Genomic DNA, 21,031 nt, shown 5'->3' with positions numbered 1-21,031 from the left:
GTGACCTCACTCGGAGAGCTGCGGGATGGCGGGGACGGCCTGCTCGGGGCCGAGGGCGGAGTAGCCGCCGTCGGCGGCCCAGTCGGCGCCGGTGACGACGGATGCGGCGTCGGAGGCGAGGAACGCGACGACGGCCCCGATCTCGGCGCCGTCGCCGACGCGGCCGGTCAGGTGGAACGGCGCGGCCACGGCATCGGTCTTCGCGCGGTCGCCGCCGGAGAGGTCGTCCATGATCTTCGACCACGTCCAGCCGGGGCTGACCGAGTTCACCCGGATGCCGTCGCCGGCAAGGTCCATCGCCATCGACCGGGTCAGCGAGACGATCGCTGCCTTCGACGCGGGGTAGACCCAGCGCCCGGTCTGCGCGACCTTGCTGGAGATCGAGGTGAAGTTGACGACGGCGGCGTGCTCGCTGGCCCGCAGGTGCGGGTGCGCGGCGCGGACGACCTCCACCATCGAGACGACGTTGACATCGAGCGCCTTGAGCCAGTCGGCGCGGGGGGTCGCGAAGCCCTCGTCGAGATAGGTCGCCGCGAGGTTCACGACGATGTCGATCCCGCCGAAGCGGTCGACCGTGCCGGCCACCAGCTCGGCGAGGGAGGCGTCGTCGGTGACGTCTGTGCGCACGAAGACGACCTCGTCGCCCAGCTTCTCGGCGGCCCGGCCGCCCTCCTCGTCGACATCGGCGACGACGACCCGGGCGCCGGCAGCGGCGAGCGCGCCGACGACCCCGTGGGCCAGCAGCGTCGCGCCTCCGGTGACGATCGCGGTCCGACCGGTCAGATCGGTCATGGGGATACCTCCGCCTCGTATGCTGTGCGATGCAGGTCACATCGCGTTGTCGGGAACGTAGGCATCCGCGACGGCGTGCACTATCCGGAAAACGCAGGTGACGTCCGCCAACCGCGACGAGATCCGCCGCGAGCGCCGGACGAGGCGGGACGTAACGGGTCACCAACGATCGTTCCACCGTTGACATATGGTGGCGATGGTGCGCCAATGGACGCAGCACGAGTCGAAGGAGCCGGGGTGGCCAGGACACTGCTCGCCGAGCACCGCCAGATCGAGACGGCGGACGTCGACCAGGCGCGCCGCGAGGTGGGCGAGCGGTTCTGCGCCCATCGGCTCGAGCTCACGCGGCGCGACGGCCGGCTCGACATGGTGCACAGCTCGGCGTCCATCGGCGCCGACATCAGCCTCAACTACCTGCGCTACGGCGACGAGGTCCGGATCACGCCCGGCACCTTCGACGACTTCTTCCTCGTCCAGGTCCCGCTCCAGGGCACGGCGCGGGTGCGGGTCGGGGAGCAGGTCGTGGCGTCCTCGCGCAGCCGCGCGTCGGTCGGGTCGCCGACCGAGGCCGTCGACATGGTGTGGAGCGACGGCTGCGAGCAGCTGCTGGTCTACCTGCGCCGCCACGCCGTCGAGGAGCTCGCCTCCGACGGCGAGGCCACGGCACCGGTCGTGTTCAACCCCGCGATGGACCTCGAGACGCCCGCCACCCGCGCCTGGCTGCGACTGGTCCACCTCGCCCTCGACGACATCGAGGCCGGAGGCGCGCTCTTCCGCTCGCCGCTGGCCTCGACCCACTTCGAGCAGACCCTGATCGCCGGGCTGCTGGCCGCCCAGCCCAACAACCGGCAGGTCGTCGCCCCTCCGGAGACCTCCTGCCCCCGCGTCGTACGCGCGGTCGTCGACCTGATCGAGGCCGAGCCCGAGCGTGCGTGGCGGCTCGCCGAGCTGGCTCGCCACGCCGGCGTCTCCGCCCGCACCCTGCAGGAGGCCTTCCAGCGCGAGCTGGGCATGACCCCCCTCGAGCGCCTGCGCAGCGCGCGGATCGCCCGCGCGCGTGCCGACCTGCTCGCGGCGGACCCCGCCACGGTGTCGGTCACCGACATCGCGGCGCAGTGGGGGTTCTTCCACCTGGGGCGGTTCGCCCAGGCCTACCGGGCGGCGTACCAGGAGCTTCCGTCGCAGACCCTGAAGCGCTGACCGTCGGCGGCGGCGTGCTGCTCCGGATCACCGACGTGTCGGCTGCGTGATCACGCGATTCCGCAGCGCGCCGAGGTCCCGGATGTCATCCTCGAGCGCATGGAAGTCGGCCCGTGACGGACTGGATCGTGCGCCGGTGGGCTCGCTACGGCCACGACCGCCTGTACGCCGAGACGCCCGTCGGGACCGCGCTGGGCTACCTCGACCTGAAGACGGGCCGCTATCACTCGGACGACTTCAGCAACCTCCCGCTGCTGGAGAGAGCGGTCAGCGACCACCTCGCAGCCCGCGAGCCGAAGCAGGCGGAGCCGGCGGAGGAGACGGCACTCGCGGAGGTCGCTGCGTCCGATGTCGTCGCCGAGTCGCCGCCGGCGTGGGAGGACATCGGCAGCGAGCCCGCGGGCAGTGCCGCCCGCGAGCAGGCGCTCGCCGCACGCGCGGCGCAAGGCAAGGTCAGGCACTTCCTGGCGCGGGCGTTCGACGTGAAGACGGACGAGCGTGCGTGGCGCATCGGCGCCGACGGTGAGCAAGCGGTCGCGGCACAGCTGGCCAAGCTCGGTCCGGAGTGGCGCGTCCTGCACGCGATCAGAGTCGGCGACCGGGGATCCGACATCGACCACCTGGTGATCGGTCCGGGCGGTGTGCTCACCGTGAACGCCAAGCACCACCCGAAGGCGAGCGTCTGGGTCGGCGGAGACACGTTCATGGTCAACGGTCGCCGCGTGCCGTACATCCGCAACAGCCGACACGAGGCCAAGCGGGCGGCTCGCCTGCTCACTGAGCAGGTCGGCTTCCCCGTGACCGCGCTCGGCGTGATCGCGGTGATGGGCGCCCACCAGGGGCTCAAGATCAAGAAGCAGCCCGAAGACGGAGCCGTCGTCATCGTTCAGCGTCGCAGGATCAGCCAGTACGTTCGCGCGCTCCCGCCGCGACTCACCGAGCGCGAGGTCGCGGCGATCCACGAGGCGGCCCGTCGCTCGACGACCTGGCGGTAGGGGAGCGGATCGGACGCGCTGGGTCTGAGTGGCGCCTGCGTATCCAGTGCTCGGTACAGGACGAAGTGGGGGAGCGGTCGACCACAGCCATGGATCTGCCGCATTCCGCCCAGGATGACGCGGCCGGGTCTTCGGGCAGACACAGGAATCCGACAACTCCACGTGCAATCCTGCATGGACCTAGTCTCTTCGCACACGAGACCACAGGCCGACCAGCGAGACGATCGAGACGCGTCCCTTGCTAGAGCAGTGCAGCAGTAACCCACCCGAAGGATCCGGTGCCCCGAGCGGTCGTCCGGTCAGTTCGGACGCACCCGAATCACGGGGAGGTCGCCGCGGGCTCTGGACTTCACAGCGCGAAGAGCTCCGTGCTGCACTCGCATCCCAAGATTCCTTATGCGGCCAGCTCTACCGAGAGGCGGTTGAGGCCCTCGGAGCGCCCGAACTCGATATGGGCCGGTTGGTTGTCGCCGGTCATGCTGTCCGCGAGTTGGTCAACCTGCTCCCGGCCGTTCTCGGGGATGTGGAACTCCCGGAACGGGTCGCCGATGCCCAGCTCCGTGATCAGCTCGTGGAAGCGTGGAACGACTATCAAGCCGAGATCGCCGTAGGAATAGCAGCGCCGGGTCTAGTTCCAACCAACGTAACGAACGCTTTGAACGCCTGGGTGCAGGCGCAAAATCAGATCACGGAGAACTCCCAAACGCGCCGAGCGGCACTTGTCCTGGGGACGACCGAAGGCGTCGCGGACAGCAGCGTCAGAGTTGTCATCAGCGCAATCGGGGCGTTCGAGAAGCTGCGTCACCCGTCCAAGGCAGACTCCGAGTCACCGGTGGACCGAGCGGCGTACCAGGGCGCCTTGAGCATCATCGAGAACGCGATCACCAGTCGCATCCTCGGATTCTTCGCGGTCAAGCAGCAACTGCAGGACGTGGTCGACGCCGCAAATGTGCAAACGGAGGACGGGGTCTGGGCCACACCCTCAGACGGCGACGTGGCCACGGCACTCGCGCGCATCGGCGGGCTCCAACACCGAAGGATCTTCTACGACCAACTTGGCAACCCTGAATGGATCGTGCCGCTGAATGGTCTTCGTGCGCTAGAGGCTCCCAAGGCGCTCGATCCGGATGCGGAGCAAGGCTGGCAACCGTGGCCCGCCGGCGACTATCTGGTTCGCATGGCCGAGTTTCGGCCGACCGAGGTAAGGGAGGTGATGCTCCGCCTCGTCGACCGAGACACTGCCTGGCCCGCGAAGGTCCGGCTTCTCGAGGCAGCTCTTCGGATGCCCGTCTCCGAGTCGCGAGCGATGGCGTCAGCGATTCGATCGTATCTGAGCGGGGAGCTCGATCCGCACCTCGGCCTCGACGTTGTGACCTTCATCGAGCAACTAGCGCAAGCCGACGAGGTGCGGCTTGCGAAGCGTCTTGCTCAAACCCTTCTAAGGCCACGACCCGCGCCAAACGCTGGAGGTCGCGGCCGTCGGGACGTGCGCGCTGGCATTGATTCCTACTGGTATGCCGAGGCTCTGAAGCGCGTGATCGCTGCTCTGAGGGCCGATCCGCGTCTTCTCGGCACCGTGTATGCGTGGCTCCGGGAGGAGCAGACGCATAGCGACTCTTGGGCCCCGGATCGGGACTGGGACGCGAGCTCGATCTGGCGGCCGTCGATTAGTGATCACGAGCAGAACTATCGCCACCATGACCTCGCGGATGCGCTGGTTGATGCCCTTAGGGACCTGGCAATCGCCCAGATTGAGTCGGGGGGCGACCTCGAAGGGGTGATGCAGACCCTTGAACGCGACAGGATGCCGCTGGCGATGCGGATCGCGATGTACGTCCTTTCAGCACTGGAAAGCCCTCCGGCCGACGTGCTCCAGGTAGCAACCCAGCGGGTGCTCGACCGTGACCTCCTCCACCACCCCTGGTTCTTCCGGGAGTACACCCAACTTGCCACCGCAACGCTGCCGCGACTGAATGACGTCGACTACGGTCGCTGGGAGGATCTCGTGTACGAGGGTCCTCAGCTCAGCGACGAACGCCGCCAGCGGGTCGTGGAGCACCGGAAGGATGAACAGACAGAGGAAGACGCGTTCCGCGAGTACGTCACTATGCGGCGCCATGAACTCCTCTCAGCGGTGGGTGCCGGGGCATTGAGGGGCCGCCTATTAGAGGTCCACACCGCACTCGTAGAGGACCTCGGCGAATACGAGCATGCGGGCTTTCGTAGTTGGCACTCGATTTCGGCAGGTGAGGAGGTTCCACCAGTCGCAGACGAGCTTTCCACGATGTCTCTTGAAAACGTTCTAGCCACGCTCCATGACTGGGAGCCTGACAAGTCGCAGATCGGGACGAAGGATGGGCTGGCAGAGACTCTCCGAGACCTCGCCGAGTCGCGACCGTTTGAGTTCAGCGCCCAGACCCGATCCTTTGTTCACTTGAACGAGCCTTACCGCTCACGATTCCTCGACGGACTGCGTAAGGCAGCGGAGTCCAACGCAGCGGCCATCGACTGGCCCGCTTATCTCCTGGGCGCCGGGGACCTCCAGGGGCTTGTCGATGAGGAGGACCGGCAGAACACCTATCCGTTGCGCCAAGTGTGCAACACGATCGAGAGCGCAGTCAGTGGAGAGCGGACGCGGATTCCGGAGATGTTGCTCTCTGACGCTGTCGAGCTTGTCGCCCAGTGGGTCGACGATCCCAATCCCAGCGACGATGACAGCCTTGGGAGTGACCACCTCACCCAGGCGCTCAACACGACGCGTCCTGTGGCGGTGCGCACCCTCATTCGCATAGCCAGGGCGGCGAAGCTTGCCCACAGCGAAGAGTTTGACTCCACAGAGGTGATAGCCGCTGTTCAACGCGCACTCGTCAGTCGGCTCGATCCGCGCGACCCGAGCTTGGCTGTCGCATCCGCATATGGCGAGGGCCTCAGCCTGTTGATGTGGATGGACGCAGCGTGGACCGCCTCCTGGCTAGGAAACGCCGCTACGAGCGACACATGGGGCGATGTCTTCATCACCACGGCTCTGACAACTAACACGACCAGCACCCAACTGTTGAACGACCTTTGGCCCAGCATCGACAGCATCCTCAATCGCGCGGCTGCGGGGGGACCGATTGAGATGGGCTGGAGGTCGAACCGATCCATCGACGAGGTGGTTGGCGATCACCTCATGGCCCTCGCCATGTGGGGTTCGACCTCGCCGTGGCCGGAGCGCACGCAGTCCTATTTCGCGCGCGTTGATACTGAGACCGCGGCGTCGGTCCTGGGACAGGTGGGCTGGCGCTTGATGAACACAGCCGAACCGGCACCTGAGCTCATCGAGCGCGCTGAGGCGATATGGGACGCTCGACAGGCGGCCGTCGACCAGGGCAAGGAAGATGCCGGCGAACTCGCTCAGTTCTACTGGTGGGTCCACAGCAATAAGTTCCCCGTCACGTGGTGGCTCCCCCGACTCGTCCGGGTCGTCGACCAGATCGACTTCGACGGCCGCAGTTTCATCGGGGAGCACATCGAGGAGGCGGCGCATACGCACCCAGGCGACGCCGTGACGCTGCTGCTTCAACTCCTGCGTAGCGACGAAACCAGAACCCTTGCTCGCCACGGCCTCGTCACCTCGGCGCCGAAGGTCATCGCGCTCGGACTGCATTCTGCAGACGAAGCAGTCCAAAGAGCTTCCCGAGCGCTCATGGATCTCTTGGGTGAGCAGGGCGTCGTCGACATGGACGATCAAGTAGCAAGGGCTTCGCGGGAGCTTGATAGCAAGAGAGACTCGGGCTAACGGGTTCGTTTGTGCCGCTCGCGCGCGATTCCGCAGGGATCGGGCGGACCACCAGAAACCAGGCGAGTACGCGTTTCCGGATCGAACGACGGAGCTCCGGCAGCTCCATTCCCGCCACCTCTGCCTGCACTCGTGGCCCGAGGTGGTTCGCGGTGGCGCGTTCCACAGGCGGCCTTCAGTGTTCGTACAGTGAGTGCGTGAAGTTGGAGGCACCGCGGGGCTCGTGGCTGACGATCGCGAGCGTGTACGTAACTGCGGATGAGATTCTCGGCCGTCCAGTCCCCTTTGCTGAGCGCGTGAAGCTGTGGTCATCGATGCCGGTCGGGCAGGCGCTGGCGTTGATTTCGTCAATGTTGAAGGACCTTGACCTGACGACGAAGCCAGCTCGCGAGGTCGAGGCTGGGTGGGTCGCTCAGGTCAGATCGGGGAGACTGAAGGCAGAGCTTCTGTCTGCCCTCCGGGATAGCCGCCGAGTGCTGGTGCCGCAAATGCTGCTACTTGCGGCGGTAGAGGCTATCGAGCATTGCCCGCCGGGAGATCCGACAGACGACTTCGCTGGTCTTGATCAGGTGGTCGAGGCGCATCTTGGAATCGCTGGCGAGTCGGACGCGCCGCGGTCGGGTGAGGACTGGGGTGGGCTCGATTCTGGGTTGGCTGCCGAACTGGTTGCCCAGCACCACTTCGGCCACACGTCAGATGCGATCGACCAGCTTGCTTGGATTGATGAGAATTGGAGGACTCCGTGGTCTCACCCATCGGTGAAGGAGGAGCTGATCACGAAGGCCGGCGGTGAGCCGGGTGACCTGTTTCGGGAAGCCACCACGGTCGAATTCGACGACTTCGCTGCTGTTGGCGTGCATTTGTGGGTTCAAGCCGACCAGAACGGCTTTCTCCGGTATCCGTCCGAGTTCTTCGACCGGTTGGGAATCGACCGTGTCGCGGTTGATCGCTTCCTGGCCGAAGCCTCGACGGATCTTCCGACGCTGAAGGCCGAGGTTGCGGCCGAACGTGCGCGCACGGGCACGGCGCGGTGGGCGTTCAACACCCTTCGGCGTTGGCCGATCGTGCGCCTCGACAACGGTCAGTGGCTGGTGCTGCGGCTCGGGTTCGCAATCCAACGGGCACTCGGTGACGCGACGTACTGGGACGTTCGCAACTACCTGAAGGCCGAAGATCGCGCGAACGGGTCGAAGCGGGACGAGGGGTTCCGAGGCTGTCTCGGCTACGAGCTCGAGGCGAATGTCGGTCAAACCCTAGGCAGGATGTTCCCGGGAAGTCTCCGGACGCGGCGTCTTTATGACGAGACGACGATGCAACACGCGTGGACTAAGAGGGGTAAGAAGCCAAGCGTGTGCGACTTCGCGGTCGACTGCGGAGACAGGTGGCTGTTGTTCGATGTCACCGATCGGCGTATTCCAGAGAAGCTGATCAACGCAGAAGCGACGGCTGCCGACCTAGACGCTGAGCTCAATCTCGTCCTGACAGAGAAGAAGGCGAAGCAGTTCTCTTCCACAGTAAAGCTGCTGACGAACGAGCTTGGGAAACTGGTCAAGAGCCACGCGACGCCGCCTGAGGTTTTTGTTTGCATCGTGGTCACCCCGACCGGCGGCCTCGGTTGGAACCCGGCGATTGACACGCGGACCAAGGAGCTCCTGGCAGGGATGGAAGTCCTTCAGTCCGCGAATGTACTCCCGCTTGGCATCATGAGCGTCCGTGACCTGACCGAGTGGGAGAGTGCAGTCGAGAACGGCCGCAAGGCGGACTCGCTCCTCACTGATTGGAGGATGAACGGACCGGGTCACTCGTTTGAGCGGGCACTGCTGGAGATGGGCATTCCGCTGCAACGCAGCTCCTGGGTTCAGAACACAGCCATGCGTACCATCGGCGAGCTTGTCGACCGATTGCAGGCACATGGCATGGACTAGGCCCAAGTGCGTCTCACCGCCGCTTGCGGGGCGTGGCGCCGGCCGATCACTCAACGCCGCCGGCCGCATTGTTGCGCGTAGCGTCGATCCTCTGACCTCGTCGTGTCGACGGCGAGCACGGCAGGTCACCCCGGCATCGCCGCGGAGAACTCCATGACCAGCCAAGACGCTCCCCGCGAGCCGATGCCCTTCCAACCTGCCAACATGACGCCCGCGCAACTTGCCGCCGTGTCGTTCCTCGCCCGCTATTCCGGACCGACACACCACCTCTACGCCTACCAGTTGCGCCGGTGGTTCGCCTGGTGCGAGACCAACCGGATCGACGCCTTGATCGGCGTGGAGCGTGCACACGTCGAGCTCTACATCCGCTCGTTGACCGAAAGTGGCCTGATGGCCTCATCCGTGGTCGCGCTGATGCATGGGGTACTTCCGCTTCGCCCACATCGACGGACTCACGCCGACCGACCCAGCGGTCTACGCCCGACTACCCGAGGTGCATCGCGATGAATCGCGTACCCAAGGGCTCGACCGGCTCGAGCTCATCCGATTCCTTCAGGTCGCCCAGACGATCACCGTCCATCACGGTGCACTCGCGTATCTCCTTGGTATCAACGCTCTGCGAGCCTCGGAGGCGGCGGCGGTCCGGATCGAGGACTACTCCGAGACGCTGCGCGGCCACCGCGTCCTGCGCCTAATCGGTAATGGCAACAAACCCGCCACCATGCCAATCACAGTCCCGGTTCTTCGCGTTCTCGAGGCATGCCGAGGTGAGCGGAGCGCCGGACCACTCATCCAGCGTCCGCTCACCGGCAAGCCGGTTGATCGACGTGACGTGTACCGGATGGTCCAGCGCATCGCCCGGGCCGCAGCGATCCCGCGACACATCAGCCCGCACTCGCTGCGTCACGCCGCCATCACCAACGCCCTCGACGCTGGCGTCCCATTGCGGGACGCCCAGATCCTCGCTCGGCACGCCGACCCGCGAACCACCGAACACTACGACCGCGCCCGAGGAAACCTCGACCGCCACGGCGTCCACTTCCTCACCGCCTACGTCGCAGGCGTATAGCTTCCGCGGCACGCCGCCCACTACGGGTGCCCCAAATCGCCAGAGTGGAATCACTCCTGTTGGCCTAGGATGGTGTCGGGCCGTGCGCAGGCTGCGAGTTCACAACTCAACGGTCCACGATGCAGGAAATGCGAGTTCGAGTCTCGCTGGAGGCCACCCACTGGTGTGTCGACATCGTCCAACTGGGAGGACACCTGCTCTAAACCTATTCGATCCTCCACGAACCGTCGTCGGTCGGTGAGGCGATGCGAAGGTCGTGATTCTCCCCTCGCAGGATGGGCCGCCCCGAGATAGAGACTGTGCCCTTCCAGCGTGTGGCGAAAAGCTCGGTGCGCATCGTGCGGTACACCTTCGCGATCTGTGGGGGCCCGCCTACGGTGTCGTGCTCCAGTCGGTGAGACTCGCAGAGTTCCGCGAGCACCGAAACCGGCTGCATATCTAGCTGTGATGCCCAGCCAGGTTGTCCAGCCTGGTGATGGGTGCGGCCTTCCCGATTGCTGAGTGGGGCCGGTGGTGGTTGTACTCGTGGATCCATGCTGGCAGAGCGGCGAGCCGGGCTGACTCGGAGTTGTAGAACTTCTTGAATGCCCAGCCTTCGGCCAGGGTGCGGTGGAAGCGCTCGATCTTGCCGTTGGTCTGCGGACGGTAGGGCCGAGTCTTCTTCGGCGTGATGCCCAGATCGGCACAGGTGTCGCGCCACAAGTGGGACTTGTAGCAGCTGCCGTTGTCGCTGAGCACGCGCTTCACGACGACGCCGCGTTCGGCGAACCAGGCGACCGCGTTCTTGAGGACCTCGGCCGCGGTCTCCTTGGTCTCGTCGTCGTGAGCCTCGACGTAGGCCACGCGGGAGTGGTCGTCGACAACGGTGTGCAGGTAACAGGTCCCGATCACCGGGTTGCGCCACTTGTTGCGAGGCACGCCTGTTCGCGCGACTGTGGCCGACCGGTTCTTCTCGCCCTGCTGACGCCCGACGTAGCGCCAGCCGCCGCCGTCGGGGACCTTGCCGAGTTTCTTGACGTCGACATGCATCAGGTCGCCGGGCTTCTCGTGCTCGTAGCGGCGGATCGGCTCGCCGGTGGCGCGGTCGATGTGGGAGAGGCGGTTGATCCGGCAGCGGACCAGGACCGCGTGCACGGTCGAGGCAGGCATGTTGAGGCGGTCGGCGATCTCGACGGGGCCGAGTCGCTGCTTCCAGCGCAGGTGCACGATCTTGCGCACGATCGGCGCCGGTGTGCGGTTCGGCTGCCGATGCGGGGCTGAGGACCGGTCGAGCATTCCGTCCGGTCCCTCGTCGCGGTAGCGATCGGCCCACTTCTTCGCTGTGCGCCACGAGACGTCGTAGCGCTCGGCAGCTCGAGCTGGCGGCCAGCCGTGATCGACGATCAGGCGCGCAAGACGTAGGCGCGCACGTGGGGTCAGGGCTGCGTTGGCATGGGTAGCGTGTGACACGAAGGCCTCCTGCGGTGGGAGCGGTTCCTAGACAGCTCCACTCCACACCCGGGAGGCCTTCGTCCATCTACAGCTCAGACCGTGTCGTCACACGATCTCGACCAACGTGCCTGGGCATCACATCTAGCGGACCTATCCGGGCCTGGGACTTGCGCGCCAGACTCCCGGTCACTTTGGTGCCGGCGTCGCCGATGGTGGCGTACACGACGGTGGCCGCCTCCCCTCCCAGCATTGCGGGTGCTGGCCCGGCTGGCGAGGCAATGAACTTGCGAACTGTCCCACCCTCCGCGTTCCGTCCTGTCTCGTATCGAATGGGGTAGGCGCGGAACTTGCCCAGCCGCCATGACCAGCCTGCTAGCAGCAACTCACAGTCTGGGTTGGCCTTGGCCTCGCCTCTGACATTGATGGAGCGCATGTGGTTCAACGCATGAGCCAGGTGCGATGCCAGGTCTCGGATGTCGAGGTCACCGCGACTTGAGGCCTGATAGGAACTGACGGTGGCAAGGGCTTGCAGGATGAGTGGGTAGGCCCGCAACGTGTCTCCGGCGAACGCAAGGACGGCATCGCCGCGACCCGTAGCGAAGATCTTCGGGCACGCGTCCCATCGTTGCCCGCCGCCGAGCCGGCTGTCGGAGATCACCACGAGTTCGCTGAGCGGCCCGACCCGCCGTTCCCAGCAAACAACCGCGGTCACTCTGGGGACCTGCGGTTCGCGAGTGGAACGGTGACCACGGAATCGGCGCCCACCGTCGGCAGGCGCAGCTCAATGTCGCGCGCTGGCCCCTCAGCACCCTCGGCGAGCCAGTATGTGTGGTCGACGTGTGGGTAGCGGGCGCCAGTGTCGGGGTGGACGAGCATAAGGCTGAACGGGAACCAGTGAATGGTCGCTGACGGCGTCGGCAGGGTTTTGATGCCCGTCGGCGGTCCTCCAGCGATGGGGATGGTGACGAATGCTCCACGGTGCACGCCTTCAACGAAGAACCGATCCCGAAGCTGAGTCCATCCAACGATGAGCCGGAGGTCCGCCGGCGGGGCGATCGGCTCCCCGTTCAACACGCTCTCGACGAGTGCAGGGTGGTCCTGCCAGAGGTTTTCTGCCAGCGAAGCCATGCCAGCCAAGGCGGCTCTGACGAAACGACCCGGGCGCGCTCCCTGAAGTACGACTGTGCCATCGCCCGCATAGTCAGGATGCGCCCGAACGTGAGCCGCCTTGGAGCAGGCTTTAGCCCAAGCGACGTATTCGTCATCGAAAGGCGATGTCAAGCGGTGACATGGTGAACAGAGCCCATAGATGCGATTCCCGCCCGCGCGTGGCCGCGACAAGGTCGTCGTGGAACCTTCATCGGTCTTGAGTTGGATGCCGCGGGAGGCGTCGCTGTTGTTGAAGGCGGCCTTGGGCGGCACATGGGTCTCGGTACGTCGTCCTCGGCGCCCACAGAGCGCGCAGGGTCCGACCTTGACGTGCGTCCGAGGATTGGTGGGGCTGTAGCCAGGCACAGCGAACTCCTACGTGGCCGGAAGGTGCCCGGAATTCACGGGCACCACAAGTATCAACAATGAAAGCCATGTCCGCGGGCAGTAGAGCTGCCGCACGAGCCGGTGACGCTCAGGCCAGGCCAGCTTGGCTCAACTGAATCCAGAGCGCGGAAGGAGTCGAGGCCGGTTGCCGCCCGATTTTTGTCCGGCTCTCGACGGCGTCGTTGGTCAGCCCTCCGAAGGTGCTGCATATCCCCGCGATCAGGCCGTGTGACGACGGCTCGGGAGGTCCCCGTTCCCGGACTAGGCTGAGCCCCATGGCGGCCGGCGCGACGATGCACACGTTCGAAGTCGAGTTGGCCGACACGGATCGCGGCGTCTACGAGGAGTTCACGCTGCGCGCGGCGCGGCATCCGTCAGAGACCGAGGCGTACCTCGTGACGCGCGTGCTCGCCTACTGCCTCGAGCACGAAGAGGGCATCACCTTCAGCGAGGGCATCTCGGCGACCGACGCCCCGGCAGTGCTGGTGCGCGACCTGAGCGGGAAGCTGCTCGCCTGGATCGAGGTCGGTGCACCGGATGCCGCGCGGCTTCACACGGGCAGCAAGGCAGCCGAGCGCACGACGATCTACACGCACCGCGACCCGGCCAAGGTGCTCGCTCAGTGGTCAGGGGCGAGGATCCACCGCGCCGCCGAGATCGTGCTGCATAGCTTCGATCCCGGGTTCATCGATTCAGCGGTGGACACGATGGAGCGCCGCAACACGATCACGCTCACCGTGACGGAGCGGCAGCTCTACCTGGAGCTGAACGGCGTGCACCTCTCCTCGGCGGTGCACGACCACCCGATCAGTTAGCGGGGGACACGTCCCGTTGCCGATCCGGATGCGCGACTTCCGACGCGCGTCATGCGCGGCGACGGACGCGCAGGCGCGGCGCCCACCCCGCGTCGCGGTTCGCTCCCGCGTCTGACGCGCCCCGACTAGCGTGGACACGTGCCCAACCGTCTCGCGAACGCAACGAGCCCGTACCTCCTCCAGCACAAGGACAACCCCGTCGACTGGTGGGAGTGGGGCCCTGAGGCCTTCGCGGAGGCGAGTAAGAGGAACGTCCCGATCCTCCTGTCCGTCGGGTACGCCGCCTGCCACTGGTGCCACGTCATGGCCCACGAGTCCTTCGAGGACCAGGCGACGGCGGACTACCTCAATGCGCACTTCGTCAGCATCAAGGTCGACCGCGAGGAGCGGCCGGACGTGGATGCGGTCTACATGCAGGCGACCACCGCGATGACGGGGCAGGGTGGGTGGCCGATGACGGTGGTGATGGATCACGAGGGGGCGCCGTTCTTCGCGGGGACCTACCTGCCGGACCAGCCGCGGCACGGGTCGCCGTCGTTCACGCAGGTGCTGCAGGCGCTCAGTGGGGCGTGGGTGGACCGCGGCGATGACGTACGACGGACCGCCGCCAGCGTGGCCGAGCACCTGCGCAAGGAGGCGAGCCTGCCGTCGTACGCGTTGACGGGGGAGCGGATCGACGGGGCGGTGGCGACCCTGGCGCAGGAGTACGACGCCATGGCGGGCGGGTTCGGGGGTGCGCCGAAGTTCCCGCCGACGATGGTGCTGGAGTTCCTGCGGCGCTACCGCGGTGACTCCGAGCAGCAGGCGCGGCACATGCTGGCGCGCACGGTGGCGGCGATGGCGGGCAGCGGGATGTACGACCAGGTGGGCGGCGGGTTCGCGCGGTACGCCGTCGACCGCGCCTGGGTGGTGCCGCACTTCGAGAAGATGCTCTACGACAACGCCCAGCTGCTGGGGCTCTACGCCCGCCTCGGCAGCGAGCTCGGCGACCGGATCGCGACCGAGACCGCGGACTTCATGCTCCGCGAGCTGCGTACGACGGAGGGCGGGTTCGCCTCCGCGCTCGACGCGGACAGTCCGGCCGAGCCCGGCGCGCATGCGGAGGAGGGCCTGTTCTACGCGTGGACGCCCGCCCAGCTCGCCGAGGCCCTCGGCCCCACGGACGGCGCCTGGGCCGCGGAGCTGTTCAACGTGACCGAGGACGGCACCTTCGAGCACGGCATGTCGACCCTGCAGCTGCGCCACTACCCCCAGGACCCCGCCGACCGGGACCGCCTGGCCGACGTACGGCGCCGCCTGCTGGCCGCGCGCGAGCAGCGCCCGCGCCCCGCCCGCGACGACAAGGTGGTCGCCGCGTGGAACGGGCTGGCGATCAGTGGGCTGGTCGACGCCGGGAGGCGGCTCGGCCGCCCCGACTACATCGAGGCGGCGACCGGGACCGCTGAGCTGCTGGCGCGGCTCCACCTCGAGGACGGGCGGATCCTGCGGGTCTCCCGCGACGGCGTGGCCGGCGCACACGCCGGCGTGCTGGAGGACTACGGCTGCGTGGCGTCCGGTTTCCTCGCGCTCGCGCAGGCGACGGCCGATCCCCGCTGGCTGCAGCATGCGACCGGGCTCCTCGACACCGCACTGGCCGGCTTCGCTGCTCCGGACGGGGGCTTCTTCGACACCAGCGCCGACGCCGAGGTCCTGGTCGCGCGCCCCCGCGACCCCGGCGACAACGCGAGCCCGAGCGGGTTCAGCAGCCTGGTCCACGCGCTGGTGGAGGCGCACGCGCTGACCGGGGTGGGCCGCTACCGCGACGCCGCGGAGACCGCGCTGGCAACGGTCAGCGTGCTGGCCGACAAGGCGCCGCGGTTCGCCGGCTGGTCGCTCGCGGCCGCGGTGACCATGCTCGACGGGCCGCTGGAGGTCGCCGTCGTCGGTCCCGCCGGGGTGGAGCGCGACGCGCTCGTCGCGAAGGCCCTCACCCTCCCGGGCGCCGTCGTGGTCGCCGCCGACGAGGCGAGTGAGGACATCCCGCTGCTGGCGGGCCGGACCGCGGTGGACGGGCGGCCCGCGGCGTACGTCTGCCGGGGCTTCGTCTGCGAGCGCCCGGTCACCGAGCCGGACGGCATCGGGTGAGCATCGGGTGACGGGTCGCCGGCTGTGGGGTGTCGTGCTCCTGCTGAGCGTGGCCCTCTTCGCCGGCGTCGTGGCGCTGGGAGCGACCGGCTTCGGGCGCGAGGTGCCCGATCCGACGTACGCCTTCTTGAACGAGCAGCCCTACGCCGCCGGCGAGCCCGTCACCTGGCGCCCGTGCGAGCCGATCCGCTATGAGGTCAACCCGCTGCACGCGCGCGGCAGCGACGACGAGGCCGTGGCGCGGGTGCGGGACGCGGTGGCCGAGGTGGCGGCGGTGAGCGGCTTCCGGTTCACCTACGTCGGCACCACCGACCGGCGCCCGGCGAACGCCGCCGAGGAACGCGAGTCGGACCCTCCCGTCCTGATCGCCTGGGCCAGCGCGGACGAGGTCCCCGAGCTGGAGGGGGACGTCGCCGGGATCGGCGGCTCGGCAGCGCGGCAGCGGGGCCGCCGGCTCTGGTACGTCACGGGCCGCGTGGTCCTCGACGTCGCCGCGGTCGAGGACGACGGCGACGAGCGGGCCACGCTGCTCCACGAGCTCGGCCACGTGCTGGGGCTCGACCACGTCGACTCGCGGCGCGAGCTGATGTACGCGCAGAGCGTCGGTCGGGAAGACTTCGGTCCGGGCGACCGGAAGGGGCTCGCCCGACTCGGGAAGGGGACCGGATCATGCAGCTGAGCCCGTGGCGACCGGTGCGGCCGGAGCCGGAGCGCTTCCACGACGAGGGGTCGGCGGACCCGCCGAAGATCGTGCTCGAGCGGGTCGAGGCGGGCGACGTGCACCGCCGCACCGAGCGGTTCCGGATGTTGCACCGGATCGCCTACCGCGACCGTGAGTACGGCGACCTGCTGGTCCCCGCCGACCTCGGTACCTTCGAGACCGACCTGACCTCGGTGCCGACGATCTTCACCTGGCTGGTGCCGCGCACCGGCAGGCACCTGCCGCCGGCGCTGATCCACGACGGGCTGGTGCACGCGCCCGACGAGGCACCGACGTACCTCTCCGTCGAGGGGCACGTGCTCGACCGGGTCGCCGCCGACCGGGTGTTCCGAGCGGCGATGCGCGACACCGACACCGGCCCGGTGCGCAGCTGGCTGGTCTGGTCGGCGATCACGCTCTCCACGATCTGGCACGGGTCCGCGACCTGGAGCCGGGCGACGCACCTGCGCTACAAGGTCGCGGCCGCGGCCACGGTGGCGATCGTCGTCGTGCTCGGCGTGCTGGCGACCCTGGACCTGTTCGACGTCATCGACGAGGTGCCGTGGATGGGCGAGCGGTCGTTCGTGCTGGAGCTGGTCGGCGGCCTGGCCGGGGCGGTCGTCGTACCGCTGCTGCTCGGGCTGACGTGGGGGAGGTTCGCCGTCGCGGGCGTCGTGTCGGGCATCGCGCTCGCGGTGCTGCTCCACGTCACGGTGGCGCTCGCCCTGATCACCCTGGCCTACCAGGCGGCCGAGTGGATCGCCCGGCGGCGGCCGGTCGCGGCGATCGTCATCGCCGGCGTTGTGATCGCTGCCCATCTGGCGCTCATCGTGTTGTTCCTGACGCCATTCCGCTCGAACTGACTCGCGAGTAGGTTCGGGGCGTGACCATCGATGCCGCCGCCACCTTCACCTCGCTCGACCCCGCCACCGGCGCGGTCGTCGGCACCCACCCGATCCACACCGCCGACGACGTGCACGCCGCGGTCGCCACGGCCCGCAAGCAGGCCGAGTGGTGGGAGGCGCTCGGCTTCGACGGCCGCAAGAAGGCGCTGGTGCGCTGGCGCAAGGTGATCGCGCGCCGGATGGAGGAGCTCGCCGCCCTGATGGCGCGCGAGACCGGCAAGCCCGCCGGCGACGCCCTGCTCGAGACCGCGCTCGCGATCGACCACCTCGCGTGGGCCGCGAGCCACGCGGAGAAGGTGCTCAAGCGGCGCAGCGTCTCGCCGGGCCTGCTGATGGTCAACCAGGCCGCGAGCGTGGAGTACCGCCCGCTCGGCGTGGTCGGCGTCATCGGCCCGTGGAACTACCCCGTCTTCACCCCGATGGGATCGATCGCCTACGCCCTCGCGGCCGGCAACGCGGTCGTCTTCAAGCCGTCGGAGTACACCCCCGGCGTCGGGGAGTGGCTCGCCGCGACCTTCCGGGAGGCCGTCGGCCGCCCCGTGCTCCAGGTCGTCACCGGGTACGGCGAGACCGGCGCCGCGCTCACCACGGCAGGTGTCGACAAGGTGGCGTTCACCGGGTCCACCGCCACCGGCAAGCGGGTGATGGCCGCCTGCGCCGAGTCGCTCACGCCGGTCGTGATCGAGGCCGGCGGCAAGGACGCGCTGATCGTCGCGGAGGACGCCGACGTCGCCGAGGCCGCCGAGGCGGCGCTGTGGGGCGCGGCCGCGAACGCCGGCCAGACCTGCGCCGGTGTGGAGCGGGTCTACGTCCACGACCGGGTCTACGACCAGTTCCTCGACGAGCTCGTCGCCCAGGCGAAGAAGCTCGAGGCCCGCCCCGGCGGCCAGGTCGGCCCGATCACCATGCCCTCGCAGGTCGACATCATCCGCCGCCACGTCGACGACGCCCTGGCGCGCGGCGGCCGCGCCCTGGTCGGCGGCCCGGTGCCCGAGGGCGCCCGCTTCGTGCAGCCGACCGTGCTGGTCGACGTACCCGAGGACTCGGCCGCGGTGCAGGAGGAGACCTTCGGCCCGACGGTGACGGTGTCGCGGGTGAAGACCATGGACGAGGCGATCGAGCGCGCCAACGGCACCCGCTACGCGCTGGGCTCCACGGTGTTCTCGAAGAGCCAGGGCATGGAGATCGCGCAGCGCCTGCGCGCCGGCATGACCGCGATCAACGGCGTCATCTCCTTCGCCGGCATCCCGACCCTGCCGTTCGGCGGTGTCGGCGACTCCGGCTTCGGCCGCATCCACGGCCCCGACGGGCTGCGCGAGTTCACCTACCCGCACGCGATCGCCCGCCAGCGGTTCAAGCCGGCGATCGCGCTGACCACCTTCCGCCGTACGGCGAAGGAGGAGCAGCAGCTCACGAAGGTCGTGCGCGGGCTGTACGGGCGCGGGAAGAACTAGCGCCCGCGGCACACGCGACCACGGTCAACCCGCCGGCCAGGGTCAGCCAGGTGATCTGCTCGCCGAGCAGCAGCCCGGCCCAGGCGATGCTCAGCACCGGCTGGGCCAGCTGGACCTGGCTGACCTGCGCCATCGGCCCGATCGCGAGGCCGCGGTACCAGGCGAAGAAGCCGAGGAACATGCTGATGCACGCCAGGTAGGCGAAGCACAGCCACTGGGTCGGGCTGCCCGACGGCGGTTCGGTGACGATGCTGGTCGCCGTCAGCGCCACCATCACCGGCGCGGCCAGCACCAGCGCCCACGAGATGGTCTGCCAGGAGCCCAGCTCGCGGGAGATCACCCCGCCCTCGGCGTACCCGGTCGCGCAGGCCAGCACCGCCAGCACCAGCAGCAGGTCGGCCCGCTGGAGGTGGCCGCCGGTGCCGCCCTGCAGCATCGCGAAGCCCACGGCCGCGAGCGCGCCCAGCGCGGCGAACGCCCAGAACGCGCGGACCGGGCGCTCACCGGTGCGCAGCACCGCGATCACGGCGGTGGCGGCCGGCAGCATCGCGATCACCACGGCGCCGTGGCTGGCCGGCACCTCGGTCAGCGCGTACGACGTCAGCAGCGGGAACCCGGCGACGACCCCGCCGGCGACGATCGCCAGCCGCAGCCACTGGCGGCCGCGGGGGAGCGGCTGCCGGGTGAGGACGAGCGCGCCGGCGGCCAGCGCCGCGGCGACGACCGCGCGGCCCGCGCCGATGAACAGCGGGTCGAGCCCGCCGAGGGCGACCCGGGTGAGCGGCACCGTGAACGAGAAGGCGACGACCCCGGCCAGGCCCCAGGCCAGCCCGGCGGGGACGGTGGATAGCGGGTGCGATCGAGAGGCGATAGCGCTACTCTGTACTGACATGAGCAACGATAGCAGTGCGCGGATCGTCGCGGGACTCCGCGCCTGGATCCGGGACGCCGCCGCGGGCGCCCAGCTGCCGTCGTCGCGCCACCTCGTCACCGAGTACGGCGCCAGCCCGGTCACCGTGCAGAAGGCGCTGCGCCGGCTGGTGGCCGAGGGGCTCGTCGAGAGCCGTCCCGGTGTCGGCACCTTCGTCCGCGCGGTCCGGCCTGCCCGGGGGCCTGACTTCGGCTGGCAGACCGCGGCGCTCCGCTCGCCGCGTGCCGACCTGGCGAAGGTCGCCGGCCCGCTGCAGACGCCGCCGCCCGACGTGCAGGCGCTGCACGCGGGCTACCCGGGCCCGGACCTGCTGCCCGAGCGGCTGGTCCGCACCGCGCTGACCCGGGCCGCGCGAGGAGCAGCCGCCACCTCGCGCCCGCCGGCGGCGGGAGTGCCCGAGCTGCGCGCGTGGTTCGCCACCGAGCTTGCCGACGCGACGCCCGCCCACCTGAGCGCCGTCACCCCGAACGACGTGGTCGTCGCGCCCGGGTCGCAGAGCGCGCTGGCCTCGATCTTCCGGGCGCTCGTCGCGCCGGGCCAGCCGCTGCTCATCGAGTCGCCGACGTACTGGGGCGCGATCCAGGCCGCCCGCCAGGCCGGCGTCGAGCTTGTCCCGGTGCCGAGCGACGTGCACGGTCCGGACCCGGCGCAGGTGGAGAGGTCGTTCCGCGAGACCGGGGCCCGTGCGTTCTACGTGCAGCCCAGCTTCGCCAACCCGACCGGCGCGCACTGGAGCCTCGAGCGGGGCGACGAGGTCCTCGACGTCGTACGGCGGCACGGGGCGTTCCTCGTCGAGGACGACTGGGCCCACGACTTCGCCATCGACGGCGAGGTCCGCCCGATCGCCGCCCGCGACGACTCTGGGCACGTCGTCCACCTGCGCTCGCTGACCAAGAGCGTCTCGCCGTCGATCCGGGTCGCCGCGGTGTGTGCCCGTGGACCGGCGCGGGAGCGGATCATCGGCGACCGCGCGGCCGAGTCGATGTACGTCAGCGGGCTGCTCCAGCAGGCCGCGCTCGAGGTCGTCAGCGACCCCGGCTGGCGCACCCACCTGCGCCGGCTGCGCGGCCAGCTCCGTGAACGCCGCGACCTGCTCGTCACGGCCGTTCGCGAGCAGGCGCCCTCGCTCGCGCTCGACGCGGTCCCGACCGGCGGGCTGCACCTGTGGGCCCGGCTGCCCGACGGCACCGACGCCGAGCAGGTCGTCCGCGACTGCGCGGCCGACGGGGTGTGGGTCGCCGCGGGCGACGAGTGGTTCCCGGCGGAGCCGGCGGCGCCGTACCTCCGCCTGACGTTCATCGGCCCCGAGCCGGCCGGCTACCCGGCGGCGCTGGATGTTGTCGAGCGGGCGATCCGGCTGCAGCACCGCTGAG

At 68.9% G+C, this 21,031-nt stretch carries 17 protein-coding genes; 11 read left to right on the top strand and 6 right to left on the bottom strand.

What is annotated here, in order from left to right; translation table 11 throughout:
- Positions 1–6: 6 nt before the first annotated feature.
- On the bottom strand, positions 7–792 hold the full coding sequence (locus QI633_RS20250; RefSeq protein WP_282426875.1) for an SDR family oxidoreductase: 786 nt from the start codon (positions 790–792) through the stop codon (positions 7–9).
- A 237-nt stretch (positions 793–1,029) separates the two neighbouring features.
- Here QI633_RS20250 and QI633_RS20245 point away from each other — a divergent pair, with 237 nt between their 5' ends.
- The 5 genes from QI633_RS20245 to QI633_RS20225 all read left to right on the top strand — a co-directional run bounded on the left by QI633_RS20245 (position 1,030) and on the right by QI633_RS20225 (position 9,200).
- Positions 1,030–1,992, top strand: a complete 963-nt coding sequence (locus QI633_RS20245; RefSeq protein ID WP_141800931.1) for an AraC family transcriptional regulator — start codon at positions 1,030–1,032, stop codon at positions 1,990–1,992.
- A gap of 113 nt (positions 1,993–2,105) precedes the next feature.
- Positions 2,106–2,987 (top strand): nuclease-related domain-containing protein, encoded by an 882-nt coding sequence (locus QI633_RS20240; RefSeq protein ID WP_282426874.1) that lies wholly within the window; start codon positions 2,106–2,108, stop codon positions 2,985–2,987.
- Positions 2,988–3,477: 490 nt separating this feature from the next.
- Positions 3,478–6,768, top strand: coding sequence for a hypothetical protein (locus QI633_RS20235; protein ID WP_282426873.1), 3,291 nt, complete (start codon positions 3,478–3,480; stop codon positions 6,766–6,768).
- A gap of 197 nt (positions 6,769–6,965) precedes the next feature.
- On the top strand, positions 6,966–8,693 hold the full coding sequence (locus tag QI633_RS20230) for a hypothetical protein (protein ID WP_282426872.1): 1,728 nt from the start codon (positions 6,966–6,968) through the stop codon (positions 8,691–8,693).
- Between the two features lie 153 nt (positions 8,694–8,846).
- Positions 8,847–9,200, top strand: a complete 354-nt coding sequence (locus QI633_RS20225) for a hypothetical protein (protein ID WP_282426871.1) — start codon at positions 8,847–8,849, stop codon at positions 9,198–9,200.
- Positions 9,201–9,384: 184 nt separating this feature from the next.
- Here QI633_RS20225 and QI633_RS20220 read toward each other — a convergent pair whose 3' ends face one another.
- The 4 genes from QI633_RS20220 to QI633_RS20205 form a co-directional block, all read right to left on the bottom strand.
- Positions 9,385–9,732, bottom strand: coding sequence for a hypothetical protein (locus QI633_RS20220; protein WP_282426870.1), 348 nt, complete (start codon positions 9,730–9,732; stop codon positions 9,385–9,387).
- Between the two features lie 468 nt (positions 9,733–10,200).
- Complete coding sequence (locus tag QI633_RS20215; RefSeq protein WP_282426869.1) at positions 10,201–11,211, bottom strand: IS481 family transposase; 1,011 nt, start codon at positions 11,209–11,211, stop codon at positions 10,201–10,203.
- Positions 11,212–11,278: 67 nt separating this feature from the next.
- Positions 11,279–11,905 (bottom strand): hypothetical protein, encoded by a 627-nt coding sequence (locus QI633_RS20210; RefSeq protein ID WP_282426868.1) that lies wholly within the window; start codon positions 11,903–11,905, stop codon positions 11,279–11,281.
- Complete coding sequence (locus QI633_RS20205) at positions 11,902–12,615, bottom strand: hypothetical protein (RefSeq protein ID WP_282426867.1); 714 nt, start codon at positions 12,613–12,615, stop codon at positions 11,902–11,904. Before QI633_RS20205 ends, QI633_RS20210 begins: the two co-directional genes overlap by 4 nt.
- Positions 12,616–13,004: 389 nt before the next feature.
- Here QI633_RS20205 and QI633_RS20200 point away from each other — a divergent pair, with 389 nt between their 5' ends.
- From QI633_RS20200 to QI633_RS20180, 5 genes are all read left to right on the top strand, one after another.
- Positions 13,005–13,544 (top strand): YaeQ family protein, encoded by a 540-nt coding sequence (locus tag QI633_RS20200; protein WP_141797723.1) that lies wholly within the window; start codon positions 13,005–13,007, stop codon positions 13,542–13,544.
- A gap of 138 nt (positions 13,545–13,682) precedes the next feature.
- Positions 13,683–15,668 (top strand): thioredoxin domain-containing protein, encoded by a 1,986-nt coding sequence (locus QI633_RS20195; RefSeq protein ID WP_282426866.1) that lies wholly within the window; start codon positions 13,683–13,685, stop codon positions 15,666–15,668.
- A gap of 7 nt (positions 15,669–15,675) precedes the next feature.
- On the top strand, positions 15,676–16,347 hold the full coding sequence (locus tag QI633_RS20190; RefSeq protein ID WP_141797725.1) for a matrixin family metalloprotease: 672 nt from the start codon (positions 15,676–15,678) through the stop codon (positions 16,345–16,347).
- Positions 16,338–17,231 (top strand): DUF1353 domain-containing protein, encoded by an 894-nt coding sequence (locus QI633_RS20185; protein ID WP_282426865.1) that lies wholly within the window; start codon positions 16,338–16,340, stop codon positions 17,229–17,231. Before QI633_RS20190 ends, QI633_RS20185 begins: the two co-directional genes overlap by 10 nt.
- A 20-nt stretch (positions 17,232–17,251) precedes the next feature.
- Entirely contained in the window at positions 17,252–18,727 is a 1,476-nt protein-coding gene (locus QI633_RS20180) for an aldehyde dehydrogenase family protein (protein WP_282426864.1), read from the top strand.
- On the opposite strand, the gene QI633_RS20175 is transcribed toward QI633_RS20180, so the two are convergent.
- Positions 18,684–19,619, bottom strand: coding sequence for a DMT family transporter (locus QI633_RS20175; protein WP_282426863.1), 936 nt, complete (start codon positions 19,617–19,619; stop codon positions 18,684–18,686). The genes QI633_RS20180 and QI633_RS20175 overlap by 44 nt on opposite strands.
- Between QI633_RS20175 and QI633_RS20170 the strand changes: the two genes are divergently transcribed.
- The gene (locus tag QI633_RS20170; RefSeq protein ID WP_282426862.1) at positions 19,618–21,030 is read left to right on the top strand and encodes a PLP-dependent aminotransferase family protein; all 1,413 of its coding nucleotides are present in this window, start codon (positions 19,618–19,620) and stop codon (positions 21,028–21,030) included. The two genes, QI633_RS20175 and QI633_RS20170, sit on opposite strands and share 2 nt — an antisense overlap.
- Position 21,031: the final 1 nt, after the last annotated feature.

Origin of the sequence: Nocardioides sp. QY071, assembly GCF_029961765.1 — a bacterium.
Classification (GTDB): domain Bacteria; phylum Actinomycetota; class Actinomycetes; order Propionibacteriales; family Nocardioidaceae; genus Nocardioides.
This window is presented reverse-complemented; position numbering and strand designations above follow the sequence as displayed.

Excerpts from the sequence above, each read along its gene's own strand:
- QI633_RS20250 (WP_282426875.1), bottom strand. The coding sequence starts at position 792 with ATGACCGATCTGACCGGTCGGACCGCGATCGTCACCGGAGGCGCGACG.
- QI633_RS20225 (WP_282426871.1), top strand. The coding sequence starts at position 8,847 with ATGACCAGCCAAGACGCTCCCCGCGAGCCGATGCCCTTCCAACCTGCC.
- QI633_RS20200 (WP_141797723.1), top strand. The coding sequence starts at position 13,005 with ATGGCGGCCGGCGCGACGATGCACACGTTCGAAGTCGAGTTGGCCGAC.
- QI633_RS20185 (WP_282426865.1), top strand. The coding sequence starts at position 16,338 with ATGCAGCTGAGCCCGTGGCGACCGGTGCGGCCGGAGCCGGAGCGCTTC.
- QI633_RS20170 (WP_282426862.1), top strand. The coding sequence starts at position 19,618 with ATGAGCAACGATAGCAGTGCGCGGATCGTCGCGGGACTCCGCGCCTGG.
- QI633_RS20175 (WP_282426863.1), bottom strand. The coding sequence starts at position 19,619 with ATGTCAGTACAGAGTAGCGCTATCGCCTCTCGATCGCACCCGCTATCC.